Origin of the sequence: Ralstonia edaphi, assembly GCF_958350185.1 — a bacterium.
Classification (GTDB): Bacteria; Pseudomonadota; Gammaproteobacteria; order Burkholderiales; family Burkholderiaceae; genus Ralstonia; species Ralstonia edaphi.
The window spans coordinates 148,046-164,695 of sequence record NZ_CATWHI010000004.1; the positions used below are offsets into that span (position 1 = coordinate 148,046).

At 65.5% G+C, this 16,650-nt stretch carries 4 protein-coding genes; all 4 read right to left on the reverse strand.

Annotation, left to right across the window (positions count from 1 at the left end; translation table 11 throughout):
- Positions 1–9 precede the first annotated feature (9 nt).
- A complete protein-coding gene (locus tag R2669_RS15500) occupies positions 10–423 on the reverse strand; it encodes an ExbD/TolR family protein (RefSeq protein ID WP_147215418.1) in 414 nt (137 codons plus the stop codon).
- 7 nt (positions 424–430) lie between these two features.
- A complete protein-coding gene (locus R2669_RS15505) occupies positions 431–2,281 on the reverse strand; it encodes a DUF2341 domain-containing protein (RefSeq protein ID WP_316901062.1) in 1,851 nt (616 codons plus the stop codon).
- A gap of 56 nt (positions 2,282–2,337) precedes the next feature.
- Positions 2,338–3,918 (reverse strand): ShlB/FhaC/HecB family hemolysin secretion/activation protein, encoded by a 1,581-nt coding sequence (locus tag R2669_RS15510; protein ID WP_316901064.1) that lies wholly within the window; start codon positions 3,916–3,918, stop codon positions 2,338–2,340.
- A 382-nt stretch (positions 3,919–4,300) separates the two neighbouring features.
- On the reverse strand, positions 4,301–16,603 hold the full coding sequence (locus tag R2669_RS15515; RefSeq protein WP_316901066.1) for a filamentous hemagglutinin family protein: 12,303 nt from the start codon (positions 16,601–16,603) through the stop codon (positions 4,301–4,303).
- Positions 16,604–16,650: the final 47 nt, after the last annotated feature.

Here is a 16,650-nt window from a genome sequence, read left to right on the forward strand (position 1 = left end):
GCGCCGCCCTCATGCCGCCGGCTTGCCGGTCACCAGACCGATCTGGTTCAGCTCGATCCTGCGCAGCAGGTCGAGCACCTCCACCACCTTGGCGTATTGCACGGAGGCATCGCCGCGCACGATCACGGGAAAGTCCGGCGTGACGGCTTTCTCGGTGCGCAGGCGGTCTTCCAGCTCGGGCAGCGTCACCGGATACGCATCCAGGAACACCTGCCCGTTGTTGTCGATGGTGATGGCCTTGGTCTTGGGCTTTTCCAGCGCAACGCTGGCGCTGGCCTTGGGCAGGTTGACCTTGATACCGGGAATGCTCGCATTGCTGGTGAGGATGAAGATCACCAGCACCACCAGCAGCACATCGACAAACGGCGTGATGTTGATGCCGCTGGAGCGCTTCTTGGGGCCAAAGCGGGATGCAGTGGACATGGCGCCCTCACTCGCGGTGCGGCGCGGCCGGGCTGGCCACGAAGCCGCCGCCCGGCGCATCGGTGCGGTGACCGGATGGCGCGCTGTGCGCAGCGGTATCGCCCATCACGATGGTGGCGCGGCCGTCGCCGTGCTCTTCAGCCAGGCGCGTGGCGAACTCGTCGACAAACACCGCCATGTCCGCCGCAATGGCTTCCGAGCGCGAGGCGAGCCAGTTGTAGCCGAACAGCGCCGGTATGGCCACGCCCAGGCCCGCTGCGGTACACAGCAGTGCCGCTGCCATGCCGGGCGCCACCGAGTTGATGTCCACCGCGCCGGCCATGGCCGCCACCACGAACACCAGCATGATCCCGATCACCGTGCCGAACAGGCCCACATACGGCGCGCCTTCAATGGTGGTGGACAGCCAATTCATGCGGCGTGCCATGCGCTCGTTCTCGCGCACCATCACACCTTCCATGGCGGCGCGAATGGCCGCAATGGTGGCGGCCGACACCGCGTTGATGTCGAAGCCGCGCTCGTGGCGCAACTGCATCTCGCGGATGGCGATTTCGTACAGGCGCCACAGCGACGAATCCTGCCGTACATCCGCGCCGACCTTGCCGCCGCGCACGAGCGAATCGAGCGATGCACCAGCCGTCTCGCGAAACACCGCCATGAACCGCGCATTGGCACGCGACACGGCGCTGTAGTAACGGCTCTTGGTGATCATGATGGCCCACGAGCCGGCCATCATCAGGCCCAGCAAGCACACCACAACCCACGCATCGACCGGCATGGCCGCAAGGATGAAGCCGAAGTGGCTCTTGCCGGCCTGCTGCTCATCCGGGCCCATCACCACGAGGCGCGACTCGGCGCCCTGCGCGATCGCATCGGCCTGGATCAGCCCGGCGGGGCGTGCGGTCTTGGACAGGTGAAGCTCATCGATCGCCCCGCTGAACGGGTTCAGGCCCGAGCCACCGGGGGCGTCGGCACCGACGGCTGCGGCACTGTTGAGCGCCGGCATATGCGCTGCCAGCGTGGCTGCCCCTGCACCGTTCACATACAGATGCACACCCTGCTCATCGGCAGTGGCCGCGACGTGCGACCACTGTCCATCGCGCACGGGTTGGCCCGGTGCGCTGCGGCGGCCGTTCACCTGCACGAAGGGCACACCGTTGTCCACGCCGAGCACGAATTCGTTGGCGCCATCGCGGCGTGCGTAGATGACCTGCCCGGCCGCCAGCTTCTCGGGCCGTACCCAGGCCGAAACGGTAAAGGTGCCGTTGGCCTGCGTCGTCAGCGACGGCGATGCCGGCAGCATCAGCGGTGTGCCGTTGAACTGCGCGCCTTTGCCGATCACCGCGCCGTCCAGCGTCGTCACCGGCGTTTGCGCGTGATTGCCATAGGCGGTGGTATCGCGCGGCGGTGCGCCGGTCTCACCAAAGTGATAGACGAGCGTGTAGTCCGGATCAAACGTCAGCTGGCCATTGCCCGCGGCCGGTGCCTTGCGGTTGCCGTAGTACATCCAGATGTGCTGCGGCGTGCCGGTCGTCACCGTCGGCACATCCACCCACACCAGCGCGATGCCCAGCAGCGGGTCGAACTGTTCGATCTGGTGGTTCAGCACGGTCTTGTCGTCGCCGGCGATGAAGCGCAAGTCGGCCCCGTTCTCGCTCGTGCCGTCAAAGCTGAAGTTGCCGGTATGCAGGCGCACCAGCACGGGCGTGCGGCCGGCATCGCCCTTGAGCGCGCCGCCTTGCGGGCCGGCGTCGATGGTGATCGGCTTGCGATACGCCCAATCGGGCTGCCACCACGCCAGCGCGGTGCCGGGCAGGAAGACGCTCAGCAGCGTGAGCAGGAACAGAATGCGTCGCATGGCAGAAACTCTCCGGAACAAAAAAGGACGTGGCTCAGTGATGGGCTCAAGGCGGCTCAGTAACTTGCGTTGACGCTGAAGTTGACGCGCGGTGAATGCGCCCGCGTGCTGGGGCCGTCGCGCAGCGGATAGCCGAACTCCAGGCGGCCGCGCACGTAGTCGGTCAACTTGAAGCTGGTGCCGAAGCCCAGCGAGGCGAGCGTGAAGCTGCTGGCCTGCTCCACCTGCGGTTGGCGCAGGCGCAGGTAGACCGCATCGGTAAAGAGGTAGAAGCGCAGTTCATCCAGTGCAGGCGCGAATTTGTTGAACGGTGCGGTGCGCCATTCGAGCGAGGCAAGCGCGCCATAGTCGCCCGTGGTCTCCGCCGACAGATAACCGCGCACGCTGCTCATGCCGCCAGCGGCAAACTGCTCGCTGGAAACGAGCGGCGAATCCGACAACTGCCCTGCCACGCGCACCACCGCTTGCGAGCCGCCCTGGAAGGTGTGCGTCTCGGTGGCGTCGGCCTTGAAGACGAGGAAGCTCGAACGCGCGTTCACGCGTTTGTAGTCGTAGGCCTCTTCACGGCTGCCGTAACCGAACAGGCTGCGCGTGCCGGCGGTGGCGGTCAGGTTCAGGCTGAGCGTGTCGCGCTCGGTCTGCCGATAGCCGGTGTAGTAGAGCGAGATGGGCGCGTACTTGAGCGGCACGTGGTCGCTCGCGTTGCCGAAGCGCAGGCTCTCGGCGTTGTCCTTGAAGTCGATACCGACGCCGAGCTGCTGCCACCACGCGCCCGCCATCGGCAGCACGTAGTTGGCCTTGACACCTACTGCATGGCCCTTGCCGAGCACACTGGTGCCGCCCACCGTCGCGACATTGCTGTCGGATTTGTAGCCGGAGAACTCCAGGCTCCAGTTGGTATCGGGGATCGGCGCCGTGTAAGCACCCGACCACACCCGCGCCTGGCTGAAGTCTTGCGGCGCACCGAAGAACGACAGCGATGCGCGATGGCCAAGCTGCCACAGGTTGTCGTGGCTCACCGAGGCCGTCATGCGCAGCGGGCGCGTATCAGCGCTGTGGTCGTTGTTCAAACCAATGCTGGCATGCACCGGCGATTTGTCATCGACCTTGAGGTCAACATCCATCGTGCCGGGCAGCGCGCCCTGGCGCACCACCGGAATCACCTGGCGGTCTGCGCGGTTGAGCGTTGCCAGCTCGTTCTGCGCCTGCGCAAAGTCGGGCACCTTGCCTTCCTGCAGCGCCGGCACCGCTTCACGCACGATGCGGGGCGAGGTGTACTCCGCGCCCGTTACACGCACGCGGCCCACGCGTGTTTCGTTCACCTGCAGGATCACCACGCCGCCGGTCACCTGCTGCTCGGGCAGATCGACATAGACGGATTGATAGCCCTTGGCCTGATACACCGCCAGCAGCGCAGCGCGTGCGTCTTCAATGTCCTTGAGCGTGCGATCGGGCCCGAGAAACGGCGTGACGGTCTTCTCGATGGTGCGCACGTCGAGCATCGTGTTGCCGCGCACGACGTACTCGTTGATGTTGACCTTGCGTTGCGGTGCGGGCTCGGCGGAGGGTGCAGCAACCGGTGCGGCAGCGGGCGGGGTCGGCTCCTGCGCCAGAGCCACGCCCGGGGTGAGCAGCATCAGAACTGCCAGCCGGACACTCCCCACAGACCTGCGTTGGTGGCTGCGTTGTTTGAATTCGGACATGCGTTGGCTCGGTGCCGGTTCGGCATCATTCGTGTGTTGTTCGCCGGCTGGCTGCGTCGTTCGTCAGCCGTCGGTCTTCACAGGAATGACGTTTGCTGAAACGCAAATCCGCAAACATTTTGTGATGTCACGCAAAGTTCATGGAGCGCCGCGTGCGTTGTCATGACGACATTGCACGCGGGCCTTGAAGGCGCATGGAGATGGACGCTGCGGCGCATCCACATAACGCGGTGCGCTGTAGCTTCACGAAGCGTCGCGCGGTGTATGACCACACGATGACGCGTCGATGAAGAACGCTTGCCTGTCGCTTATGGCATCACAGGTTTTTACGCTCGGCAGCGGTGAGCCGCATCTTCTGGCGCTCGTTCAAATCGCCATTGCCGATCATCTGGAAAGCGCTGCCGGGGTCGTAGCTGGAGCGGTCCTGGTGCTGGGGTTCCGGCGTCTTCTGTGCGCCATTGCCGCCCTCGCCACCCGCCCCGCCCGCGCCACCGTAGCCGAGCACCTGCACGGTGATGATGGAGGGCAAGCCGTTACGCGCAGCGGCCTGCTGCTGGCGCATCACGTCTTGCGCCGCCTGCGTGGCCGAGTTGGCTGCAGCGCTGGCCGAGTTGAGCGCACTCACGTTGACCAACGCCACCGTCGGAATGCCGCGCGACTCACCTTGCGCCTGGATGTTGGCCGCATTCACCACGCGCAGCGCCGCCACGTTGATATCGCCTGACACGCGGATGCCCGCTTCGCCGGGGTCCACCGTGCCGAGCGGCGCGATCAGGTCCACGTCACCGCGCGGCACTTCCGGAATCGGGTTCAGCGTGGCAATGCCCGCGCCTGAACTCGGCACCTGCGGCGACAGCGTGACGTTGCCCATGCTGTCATACACACGCAGCGGCGGGGTGTAGAGCAGCGACGTTTTCGACCCGCGACCCGCGTTGATATCGCCCTCGGCCGACCACACGAGAATGCCGCCGCCAAACGTGGTCATGATGCGCGACAGACCCAGCAATACGCTGTCTTTGGAATAGACCTGGATGTCGCCCGCGCCCTGCGTGAGCAGGCCCGACGTGGCCGGCGGTACCTGCCCCTCCACACCCACGATCAGCTTGCCGCCCGGCGTGAGCGTCTGGATGGCGCCACCGAAATCCGTGCGAATGCCCGAGGGCCCGAACATCGTGATCGTGCCCTCGCGCTGGATCGGCCGGCCTTCGGCATCCTTGTCGGGGAACAGCGATGCGATGGCCTGGCGCCCGCGCAGGTAACTGCCGAAGCGGCGGCTGCCTGGGTCGTTGTATTCGCGGCCGCCTGCGCGCAGTTCACTGAAGTACACCGAGCGCGCGAACACGCGTTGCTGCTCCGCCGGCAAGCCCAGGTAGAACGCGAGTGCGCCGTCTTGCGGGCCGGTGTAGCCGAAGCGCGTTTGCAGCCAGTCGAGCAGTTCCTTGTCGTACGTCTTGACGACCTTGCCCGCCTGGTCAGCCAGCGGCGCATTGGGGTTGGCCAGATTGGCCGCGTCGAGGTAGCGGCGCGCGAACGTCGTGAAGTCCGCGCCTGCTGCGCCCGCGCCGGCCATCACGCTGATGCCCGCGCCACTGCTGCGGTCGCCCGCGTTGACGGAGATTCCCATGCCGATGCGACCGATGCTTTCCAGCAAACCCTTGTCCGCCTGATACAGGTTGCGGCCCGCGGTGACCTCCAGCGTGCCGGGGCCCGCCACACGGAAATTGCCGAAGAGGATGTCGCGGCCTGCAGAGACGACGGAGATGTCGTTGGGGTTGTTGTTGAGGAGGAGGTTGCCGGTGGAAGTCGTGGCGGAGAAGCCGGTCGGCGTGGATGTGCCTGGCGGGGTGCCAGCACCCACGATGTCTCTGCCGGCCAAAATCCAGGTCGGCTTGGCTGCGACATACCAATTCTTCAGAGATTTCGGCGAAGCATTTTGGCCGCCATTGGTGAAATCGAGAATCTCGCCGGTGCGCAGTCCGACAATGTCACCATTCACCGCATAGAAACGTGCTGGCTCGCTATCGTTCGCGTGCAACGTGCCGGAAGCCGTATCGGGGCCAAATGCGAACAACGCTCCACCGCTTCCCCGCGAGACAGTCGTGCCGTCGGCGCTGGTGTTGTCTACCAACAGCACAGTGCCGGCGCCGATGCCATAGCCAATGAAACCTGGGTTGAACGGCGTTACGAGCGCATTTTGCGATGCACCAGACTGGGTGATCCCGTAGCCGTTTGCATACAGCGAGCCGTTGGCCAGAATTTCCAACTGGCCGAACGGAGAGGGAGCGAGTACGAGCGATGTGTTGGCAGCGCTAGCACTTCCGCCGCCGTAGTACACGTTGCCTCGCGCCGCACTTGCCCGCAGCGTACCCGGATAGACGAAGCGGCCGTCTGTTGCGGCGCCGACACCCGCTGCCACGGAGGAATCAAGGCTCTGCGTGGTGGGTGTGAGGTTACCGCCAGCGGAGAACAGGTTCAGCGCCGTCTTGTCGGTCCACAGCGAGAACCAGCTGTAGCCACCACCCGTTTGTGGCGTAAGCGTGCCGCCCAACGTCGGCAGATACGGTGTGGCATTCATCTGCGTGAGGCGGCCCGCATCTCCAACTGCAGCGAGCACCAGATCCCCACGGCTCGACATATTGACCGTCGCATCGCCCGGCACGATCGTCAGCCCGCCCAGCGGCGTTGCTTTGGTGGCGGCAAAGACATCCTGCCCGCGCGGGTCGTTTGGAATGGCCGATCCGTATGTCAGCTCCAGGCGACCAATGGCACCCGCTTCCACGCTCAGGTTGCCGCGCAGGTTCGTCAGCACACCATCGATATTCGGGCTATTGCTGTATGTATTGCGGAAAGCTGAGTCCAGCGGATTGATCGCGCCCTGCGTATCGAGCCGCAGATCGCCACCGCCCGTCAGCACCGGCTTTCCGTCCGTGCCAATTCGCCCCGTGCTGGCCACGGCTACATTCAGTGCTTCGCTTGCCGACTGCGATCGGACACCCGGGTCCGATTGCACACCAACATCACCACCGGCTATCACCTGGACATTGCCGCCACCCAGTGCGCCAATTCCCGTGAAGCCGACGAGCCTTGGGGAAGCCGCCGCGCTGCTACTCGGCGCCGAGAACACGTACGTGCCAAAATTCACCCACCACGCCGTTGGCAAGCCGGACCCAGTGCCCCCCTGGCGCCATAGCCAATCGCCAGGGTTGTTGCTGAAGGTCGGACCAATGCCCAACGTATGTCCGGTGATGGCACCTTGCGCCGACAGCACAACATTGCCGCCGCGCTCTGGATACCACGCTTGGTACAGGCTGGTTGCCGGATCGCCGTTGACGAACGGTTCATATGCAGCACCGTCAGCGCCGAGAACTGTATTGCCGGTTGTACGCTCCGTGCCGCGTCGCTGGTTGTAGGGGTTGTTGCCGCTGCTGTCGAGCAACGATGCGGATTGCGTGCCGGCCGTGTAGACGCCGTAGGTGGAACGCATGTCGATGCTGCCGCCGCTGACGAGGTCCAGGTCGCCCGTGCCAGTGCGCAGGACACTGAAAAGCGGGAAGCGTGGGATCAACGTCGTCTGCGCCGGTTCACTCGAGCAGTAGTCGCCAATGTCACAGAAGAACAGCAGGTCGTCTGGTACAGGATCACCGGCCTGCCCAAAGGGGGAGCCATCCTTCCACACCACGCGCGCCGGTATTGACTGCGCCACCGCAGACAGATGCGCATCTCCCAACACGAGATGACCGGATTGCCCCGCATCAGGTCGCACCGCGCGGCTGTCTGCTGCGCTGATATCCGCCCCGCTCACCAACCGCATCGACCACGACTCAGTGCCCGACTTCAACATGGGCGCAATCGCCCAGTTGCTGCCCTGCGAGCCGTTCACCGTATCGCGCAGCTCGACAAACTTGACGTCGCCGGGCAGCTTCACATCGGCAGAGCCGGGGATCAGCGCCCCCACTGGCAGGGCCAATGCACCGTCCAGCGCAATGCCGGGTGTGCCCAACGGCGCTGCCATCGACACACCCTTCGGCCAGACAATCGAAGCCACCGACACGGGCGTAGCGACCACGCTGCCTGCATCCAGCACCATGCCGGCCGCGAGCGCGGTGTCCTGCCGCAAAACCGTGCCGGCGGGGTACACCACATTGCCAGTCGCATCGCGCACGGCGGCACGCAGCACCGTGCCGGCAGGCAGGTTCAGCACCTGGCCCAAGGTCAGGCTGGCAGGCACCGTCGTGTTGGCCGGCAGCGTGAACGAGCGCAGCGGCACGTCGTAGTTGAGCATCGTGCCGGGGGCAAACAGCGTGCCGTCGGCCAGCGTGATGCCGCTGCGGGGCACGATGATGTCGTTGCCGTAGGGCTGCTTGCCGGAGGTCAGCAGCCAGCCTGCGTCGTCCTGCGTCGCCGGCGGCGGCGCGAACCCATCGTTGATGCTGCCGAGCACCTGCAGCTTGCCGCCCGCCCGAATCACCAGCGCGCCGGGTTCGCCCGAACCACGCACGCCCGGATCGACATTCGGGCCATAGCGGTAGCCCGAGAAATCCAGATCGCCGCGCACGAGCAGATTGCCGTCCGGCGTGGCGCTGACGATCTCAACGCCGGGCCGCAGATGGTAGGTGCCGCCATAGGTTTTCAGGCCGGCGAGGCGCGCCTGCAGATCGGCGTTGTTCCATGCGGCATTGATGAAGTTGCGGCTGTCAGCATCGACGCCGTCCATCCAGCCCTGCGTGATGACCTGAGTGGGCTTGCCGTCCACCGTGGGCGCCGTTTCGAGCGGCGCGTTGTCGTAGCGGCGGAACCCCTGCACGGCGATGCTCCTTGCGCCGCGGATGTCGACCGCGCCAGACGCGTCGATCGCCATGTCGCCCTGGGCGTCTGCACCGATGCGCGGCGCGCTGAGCGTGACCGTGCCGCGCGCCACGTTGTCAGCGGCGCGCACATCGATGACCGCACCGGGCGCCAGTGCCAGGCGCCCTTCTGTGGCGCGCAGCTCAACGATGCCGCGGTTGGGCGCGTCAATGGGCAAACCGTAGCTGTCGACACGCAAACGCGTACCGTGAGCATCCAGCACGGAACCCGCGCCGAGCGTCAGCCCATTGCGCGCCGCCAGTCGAATCGTGCCCGGCTGCTCGCCACTGGCATCGACACGGCCGTTGACGGTCAGGCTGCCGCCGTCGAGCGAGATGTTGATCGCATTGGCCTTCAGTTCGTCACCAATGGAGAGATCGCCCTGCTTGATCTGGAAGCTGCGTGAGCCGGTGACGCCGTTCGTCGTCAAGCGCTGGTTCAAGCCTGCGAAGTCATTCAGCACTTGTGCGCGCACATCGACGCTGCCGGCTTGCCATGGCACATCGGTACCGCCCGCGTCGTAGCGGCCGCTTGCCGTGCCCCGAATGGTGCCGGCCAGATCGACGCGCCCCGCCGCTGGATCCAATGCAGTGACCGACACGCTGCCCGCATGGTTGTTCTGTGCGGAGACATCGATGACCGCCCCCGCCGCCTGGCTCACGTTGCCGTGTGCGCTGTCGATCAGCACATCGCCGCCAGCGCTGTACTTGGTGACGTCGTTCATCGGCACGGCGCGCCCCGCTACGTCGATGCGCGACGCGTCGGCCAGCGTGACGCCGTTGTCGCCGGAAATCGTGAGCTTGCCGCTCGGCAGCACGATGGCGCTGGCCACGTTGACGGTGTTGCCCTTGAGGCCGATCTCAGCACCGAATGCATCCGTGCTGACAGTACCCGCCCCCGTTGGCGCGGCCACGTTGAGCGCCCCGCCTGCCGTGAAGCGGCTGATGGAGCCCGACTCGCCCGTCAACAGCGGTGCGATGAGATTGAGATTGCCCCCGCTGTACTGGTAGCCGGTACCCGCTTGATATGCGCCCTGCGATTGATACACCGACAACGTATTGCGGTTGTTTGCCGTGATCTTGTCGCTGGCCTGCACATTCATGTTGGCAAAGCCGAGCACAAGGCGGTCCAGCGTGAGTTGCGTGTCGGGCTGGCTGAACGGGCCGTAGCCGAACACCACGTCGCGGGCGACGATGTTCAGCGTGCCGCTGCCGGTGCCGGCACCATCTGCGATGACGCCGCCCGGTTTTGCACTCGACGGCGCCTGATTGGACGCCCGAATGACGCCATCGCTCACGCCATTCCACACCAGCTTGTCGGTCGTGATGGTGGCAACGTCGCCGGCATTGCCCAAGCCGTAGATGGCTGGCGTATTGAGCACGAACGACGCCAGCGACGATTTGCCCGTCACCGGGTCAATCGTATTGAGCGCCGTGGTGCCGTAGAAGTTGACCGACTGCGAGGCCGTCAGCACGAGGTTTTCCAGCTTGGGCACGCCAATGCCCGTATTGCCTGCAAGCAGGCGGCTGAGCAAATCCTGATTCAGGCGCAAGCCGTTCGGAAGCACGTTGGCGGCAGCATCCAGTGCTGCCTGCTCGCCGATGTTGATGCTGGGCATCGAGAGCGTGAGGTACTTTGCGCCGTAGCGGGCGCCGTCGCTCAGCGTCAGTTGACCGTTGCCGCGGGTAGAGAACAGCAGCGAGCCCTCTCCATACAACTCGGACTTTCCGATCGAAACGCCATTCGAACTCCCCAGGGGTTGTCCTTGGACCACGTTGAGCAACCCATTGGAAACCGCCACGAGATTGGCAGAGGTCGAGTAGACGTAGCCGTCCGTGGACGGCCGCGGAGTGTCCGCGCCCTGCCCCAAGGTGCTGATGCGAGCGCCATCCTCGATAGTGATGCCGCCTGCCTGCGCCAGTAGGAGCACCTCGCGCGCGCTCAGGCTGGCGCCGGAACGGACGAACACTCCGTCGGTATTGCCGGCCAGATCGCCCTGCACAGCGCCCTGTGCTTGCACACCGCCGCCGATGACCATCCGGGCGGGAGCCATCGCATTGAGCGCGTTGGCATCCACGGAAACGAAGCCAGGCGTGGCCCCGGTTGCCCCTGAAGTCATCTCGATCGACCTTGCCGTACCCGTGGTATCGACGGACAACGTACCGCCATACCCGCCCGGCGCGGCGTCAAAACGCGCCGTGCCGGCAAATCGGAGCGCTGGAGTATCGGTCGTTGTATTGCTGTACAGCAATTCCAGTGTCCTGCCGTCAGAGGGCAGCAACGGCCTAGCTGCGCTGAACAGCTTCGCGTTCGCCCGGACGAAGTCGGCATAGCTGGTCTCGTTGTACTGAGACAGCTGACGCACCGCGCTGCCAGGCGTGACGATAATCTGCGAGGGCAATGCCGATTGAACACCGGTATTGGCCGTGCTAAGGGTTCCGCCTGCCAACCATGAGCCTCCGCCCAATGTGGCGGCGCCAGTCGCAAGCGGGTTGGTGTGCCCCAGCTCGATGCGGTATGCCCCCGGCATCAGCGCATAGGCCGCGGGCAGCAAGGTATAGACGCCCGGTGCCAGCCCGGGGACACCGTCGCCAATCGTGATCTGGCGACCAACATCCGCCATCCCGCCCGCACTGCTGAATGGTGCGTAGCTGCTGCGATAACCGGGAACGATGGCATATACGCCGTTATTGCTGGCGCTGTAGGTCAGCGCCGGGTTGGCGTTGATCAATGGCGTCGCCAATACGTTGACCGATCCACCACGGCCGCTGACAAACCCCGCACCGGCAATCGTGCCGCCGCCGGAGAGGTCCAGCACTGCGTCCGGAGCCACGTCGAACGATTGGCCCGTCAGGCGCAGGATGTTCGAATGGAAGATGTCAATGGCTGCAGCGCCCGTAATCGGCGCGCCGTTGTAGGTGTAAGCGACCCCGTCAGTCGTACCACCGTAAGGCAGTACCAGACCCGCGCCGCTTACTGAAGTCAGACTGCCCGGGAGCAGATTGATGCGGATCGTGGGCGTGGGCAAATCGATCTGGTTGTTTGTACCGAGCAGCAGATTCCCCAGCGGCGCGCGCAATACGCCACCTTGATCAATGGTGGGCGCGTTCAACAAGAGCGTGCCGAAAACGCTGTCCGGCATATCGGGCGTGCCCTGTGCGGTGCGGCCGAGCGTGAGATGTTCCGTGGCCACCAGCCTGCCCAGGCTTGCGCTGACTGGATAGACCTGAGCAGCATTCAGCGTGACCTGACGGGAAGCCCCACCGCCGAGGTTGACTCGAATATCCCCCGCGCTGTTGAGCGTAAGCGTGTCGAACCCCGCACGCGTCACCTGCAACGGTGACTGCTGGTACTGGGCAACCGTTCCGTTTACGCCCGCGGTGTAGAGGAACCCCAGGTCGATCATATTGGCATCGACCGTTAGTGCAGCGCTTGTCGGCACCGGCTGTATTGAGCCGATCCGCAGTCGCTGCGCGGGGTCGATCGCACCGCCCACGAGCGGGTAGATCGCGCTATTTTCGCCAACCAGGGTGTTGCCAAATCTGATGTAAGGCGCCGCAAGATGGACGGCAGATGCACCGTCGCGAGCAGACAGCGCGTTGCTCTGTACCTGCAGGCTGCGACCCATTGAGACGTTGACCGACCCATCGAACGTAATCATGTCGGCATAGACCGAGAGTGCGTCAAAGCCGCCGGCTCCGATCTGGTCCATGCCGATGCGGGCCTTGCCGAACGCAAGCGCGGCGTTCGACTCTCCCGGACGCAGATCTGCCGGCAACGCCGACCGATGTGTCGAGCCGATCTCCAACTCGCGCGGCACAACGACTGCACTGGGAAATGGCACCCCCTCGGCAGCCAGGTAATGCGGCGTCTCCAACGTGAGCGACAGCGTGCCGCCTGCAGCCGCCGCGCTGCCAGCGAAAGCGCGCAAGGTTCCATCAATCTGCAGCCCTGCAAACGATGCCAACGAGATCGTTCCACCGTCCCCCGCCAATTCGACAGGTCGAGACGCCTGCCCGAAAGCGGGCAATGCGCCTGCGCCTTCCAACACATCTACGGTGGTGTGCGTACCGGACGCATCCAGCAACGCGCCTGGCCGAATCACGATGAACGCATTGGCGGCGGGGGCAGTGCCGTTGGCCGTTGCCGGGCCTTTCGGGCCGATTGCAATGGTGCCGCCGTTACCCGCCTCACCATAGCGACGGCCAAAGGTGTCCACCGCATGGACGGCACGTGCACTCACATCCAGAACGGCGTGATCGCCGATCCAGACCGAACGGGCAAGGTCGGCGTAATCCGCGCGCCCGTTGGCCGCGTCCGCACCATTCATCTGCAGCACCTTGATCGTGCCGCCCGGCGCCGTAATCGAACCATCAACGGTGATCTGCCCCGGCGTCTGCAACGTCACCGTCTGGCCCGGGTCCACCACAATCCGCGCACCTTCGCCGACCTGCAGGTGCGATCCCACCGTCTGGTTCAGGCTGCTGTTCGACTCCAGCGTCAGGCTCGCCCCGCCGCGCTGGATCAGCTTGGCGTTGACTGCGTCCTCCTGATACACCGGCGGCGTCCACAGCGTGAGCACCTCGGCCGGGCGTGCACCGGTGGCGACCTTGCGCGCGGCGTCGGGCACGAAGTAGACCGGCATTTCCACATTCAATGCCGTGCCCGGCGCGACGTTCAGGCCGCGATACCCGTTCACGTCATAGGCGGAGAAACCCTGGCGGAAGAAATCGGGCGTGAGCAGCAATTGCCCCGCCTGTGCACCCGTGCCGTCGGAAATGAGCGCCTTGTCGGCCGCCACCGTCAGCGTGCCGCCGCCGCTCACGCCGTAGCCCTTGAGCGTGCTGCCCAGCTGCAGCGTGCTGCCATCCGCCGTTGCGGGCGCAAACGGGGGCGTGTTGGCGGTCAGCGTCACGTTGCCGCCCTTGCCGCCGCGCACGGTGCCGCTGGCGAGAATGCCCGCGCCCGATGACACATCGATCGTGCTGCCGTTCGCCAGCGCAATGCCTTGCACGCCCTCCATGCTGACGTTGCCGCCGTTGAGCCATGCCATGCCGGCCACCGCGGTCGGATCCAGCGCGCCGTTCACCCACAGGCCGCTCACATCCACCGTCGCACCCTGGCCGAGCGTGATGCGCGACTTGCCATCCTTGGTAAGCGCCCCCGCTTGCGTGGCCGGGTTCGCGGCACGCAGCACATTGCTGAATGCAACGTTGCCGCCATGCGCCACCACGTCTGCATTCACGTCGATGGACGACGCAGACACCGACACCGTGCCGCCATCGGCCAACGCCAAGCGCTTGTCGATCGACACATTGCCCTGCGTGGCGATGGTGAGCCCACCCAGCCCCATGTCGTTCAGGCGCTGAGCATCGAGTTGGATGGTGTTGACGCGGTCTGCCGGCAGCGCGTCCTTGAGCGAGATCGGCTCCGCCACGGCCACGTCGCCGATGCGCACCTGCGTGTCGTAGGCACCAGCGAGTCCGTAAGCGTCGTAACGGCCGATGCGCAGCGTGGCCGGAATGGCCACGGCGGTCTGCGACTGGCCGTAGCCATCGGCCGCGCCGGGCACGTGCGCCTGGTTCTGGCGCGGCCCGTTGTAGACGGCGCTGACGATGTCGCCATCCACCACCGCCGTCGGCGTGGAGAGAATCAGCTGCCCTGCATCGCGCCCGGCCGTATAGCCGTTCTCCAGCTTCTGGCGCGGTGCGATCAAGGGGCTGTAGTAGTACTCGGTGGTCTTGTTGCCCCAACGCGGGTGCGCTGCTTCAAAACCCTGATAGACGCCGCTGTACAGCACGTCCATCGGCGCGGACGACGCATCGTAAAGCTGCCCGTCGCGCCCCTTGAGGAAGGTCTGGCGCAGGTAGCCGCTCTGCACATCCAACGAACCGCCCGACAGGTTGATCGACGACCCACGCTGCGTGACGACTTCCTTGCCGCCCAGCGTGACGGTGCCGCCTTGTGCCGCCCACTCGCCGATGCTGTGGCCGGCGTTGTCGAGGTAGCCGCCCACTTCCAGCAGGCCGCCGGCGGTGTAGTAGCGATCCTTGTCATAGACGCCGGGCTTGGCCGGCACGTAGATGAGGCGGCGGCGGTCGATCCAGACCGTCGCGTTGTTCAGCGCGCCGCTGTCACGGTTGCCGGGGGCATCGCGCTGCTCGTTGCCCTGCACATTCACGGCAACGTTGTTGGATTCCATCGAGACCTGCACGCCCACGGCGCCGCCCACGTCCAGCCGCGCGCGGTCATTCACCAGCGTGCGGCGTGCAGCGCTCACCTGGATCTGCCCGCCCGTGGCGAGGGAGAGCGAGCTGTCGCCAAAGAACACGTCACCGCCCGAGACGATCTCGATGCGCGATTGGTCGCGCCGGTCCGACAAGCGCGAGAGGTTGTCGAACACACCTTGCGCGGTATCCGCACGCACCTTGTCTTGCGCGGCAGATTCCTGCAGCAGCGCGTTGCGCTGGCTATCGAGCGCGGTGCTGCCGTCCTGCTCGATCAGAATGGCCGAGGTTGCGCCCTGCCCCATCGACACTCGCCCCTGCGTATCGGTGGCCGAGTTCAGCAGATGGATCGTGCCGCGCGTATTGACGGTGCTGGTGGAGACCGCCACGCCGTTCTGCACGACATCACGCCCCGCCAGCGTGATGTCGCCCTGGTTGGCGACGATCAGGCCGTTGTTGACGACATGGCCCGCCGTGCTGTTGGCGACGAACTGCGGCGCAATCTCGTTGCCGCGCGTGGTGGACGACGTATTGCCGTCCGTGCCCACGCCCTTGCGGATGATGAAGTTGTCGCCCGCGGCCAGTTGCGTCTGGCCCTTGGGCGTGGTGATCGTGCCTGCGTTCTCGACTTCAGTGCCCACCAGCAGCACGTAGCCGCCGCTCTGCGTCACGGACTGCGGTGTCTGCGTGGTGATCTGCGCACCGGCTTCCACCTTGACCTTGCCGCCCGCGTTCGTGAACGTGGGCGTGGCATTGTCACCGTACAGGCCCTTGCGAAACTGCTCGTCGGTGATGTTGGCAGCGGCAGCCACGAGGTTGCGCGTATTGACCTGGCTGCTGCCCGTGAAGACCACACCGTTGCGGTTGACGATAAGCACCGTGCCGTCGGCCTTGATCTGGCCGCGAATCTCGCTCGGCCGCCCATTCGGATCGTTCACCCGGTTCAGTGCCGACCAGTTGGACTGCTGCTGGAATTCCACCGTCGTGTTGCGGCCGACGTTGAAGGTCTCCCAGTTCAGCACCGCCTTGTCGTCGGTCTGCCGGATGGCCACGTTCACGCGGCCGTCCTTGTTGGACTGCACCGGCGCATTGGCGTTGACCCAGCCACGCGTGAGCGAATTCGTGTCGACTTTCAGGCCGCCGTCTGCCAGACCGTCCGGCACGTCGGAGGGGCCGGTGAGCGCGGCTTGCCGCGCCGCATTCTGTGCCGCCTGTTGTGCGGCGATGGCTGCGGCCACACCGTTGAGGTTGGCAAGCGACTGCTGCAACTGCTGGCGCGCCTGTTGCGATTGCTGCTGCGGATCGTTCAGCAGCGCGACCGGCGTGCCGTTGGGCAAACGCCCCGTAGCGGCCGCCGTGTTCTGCGCCGCACCGCGCTCGGCAAACCATGCGCCGCTGAAGGCGCGCGGCGCTGCGTGCGCATTGGCCGCCAGCAGCGTCAATGCGGCGGCATGCACGAGCGGCTTGAGGCGCCACGCATGACGCTTGCGCTGGCGGTGCAACGCAGTATTGGCAAAAGAAGACTTGGCGGACGGGCTCGGCTGCATGTCGGGTGGCGAACGGACGATCGAACGGCGGCCACACTCACCTTGCG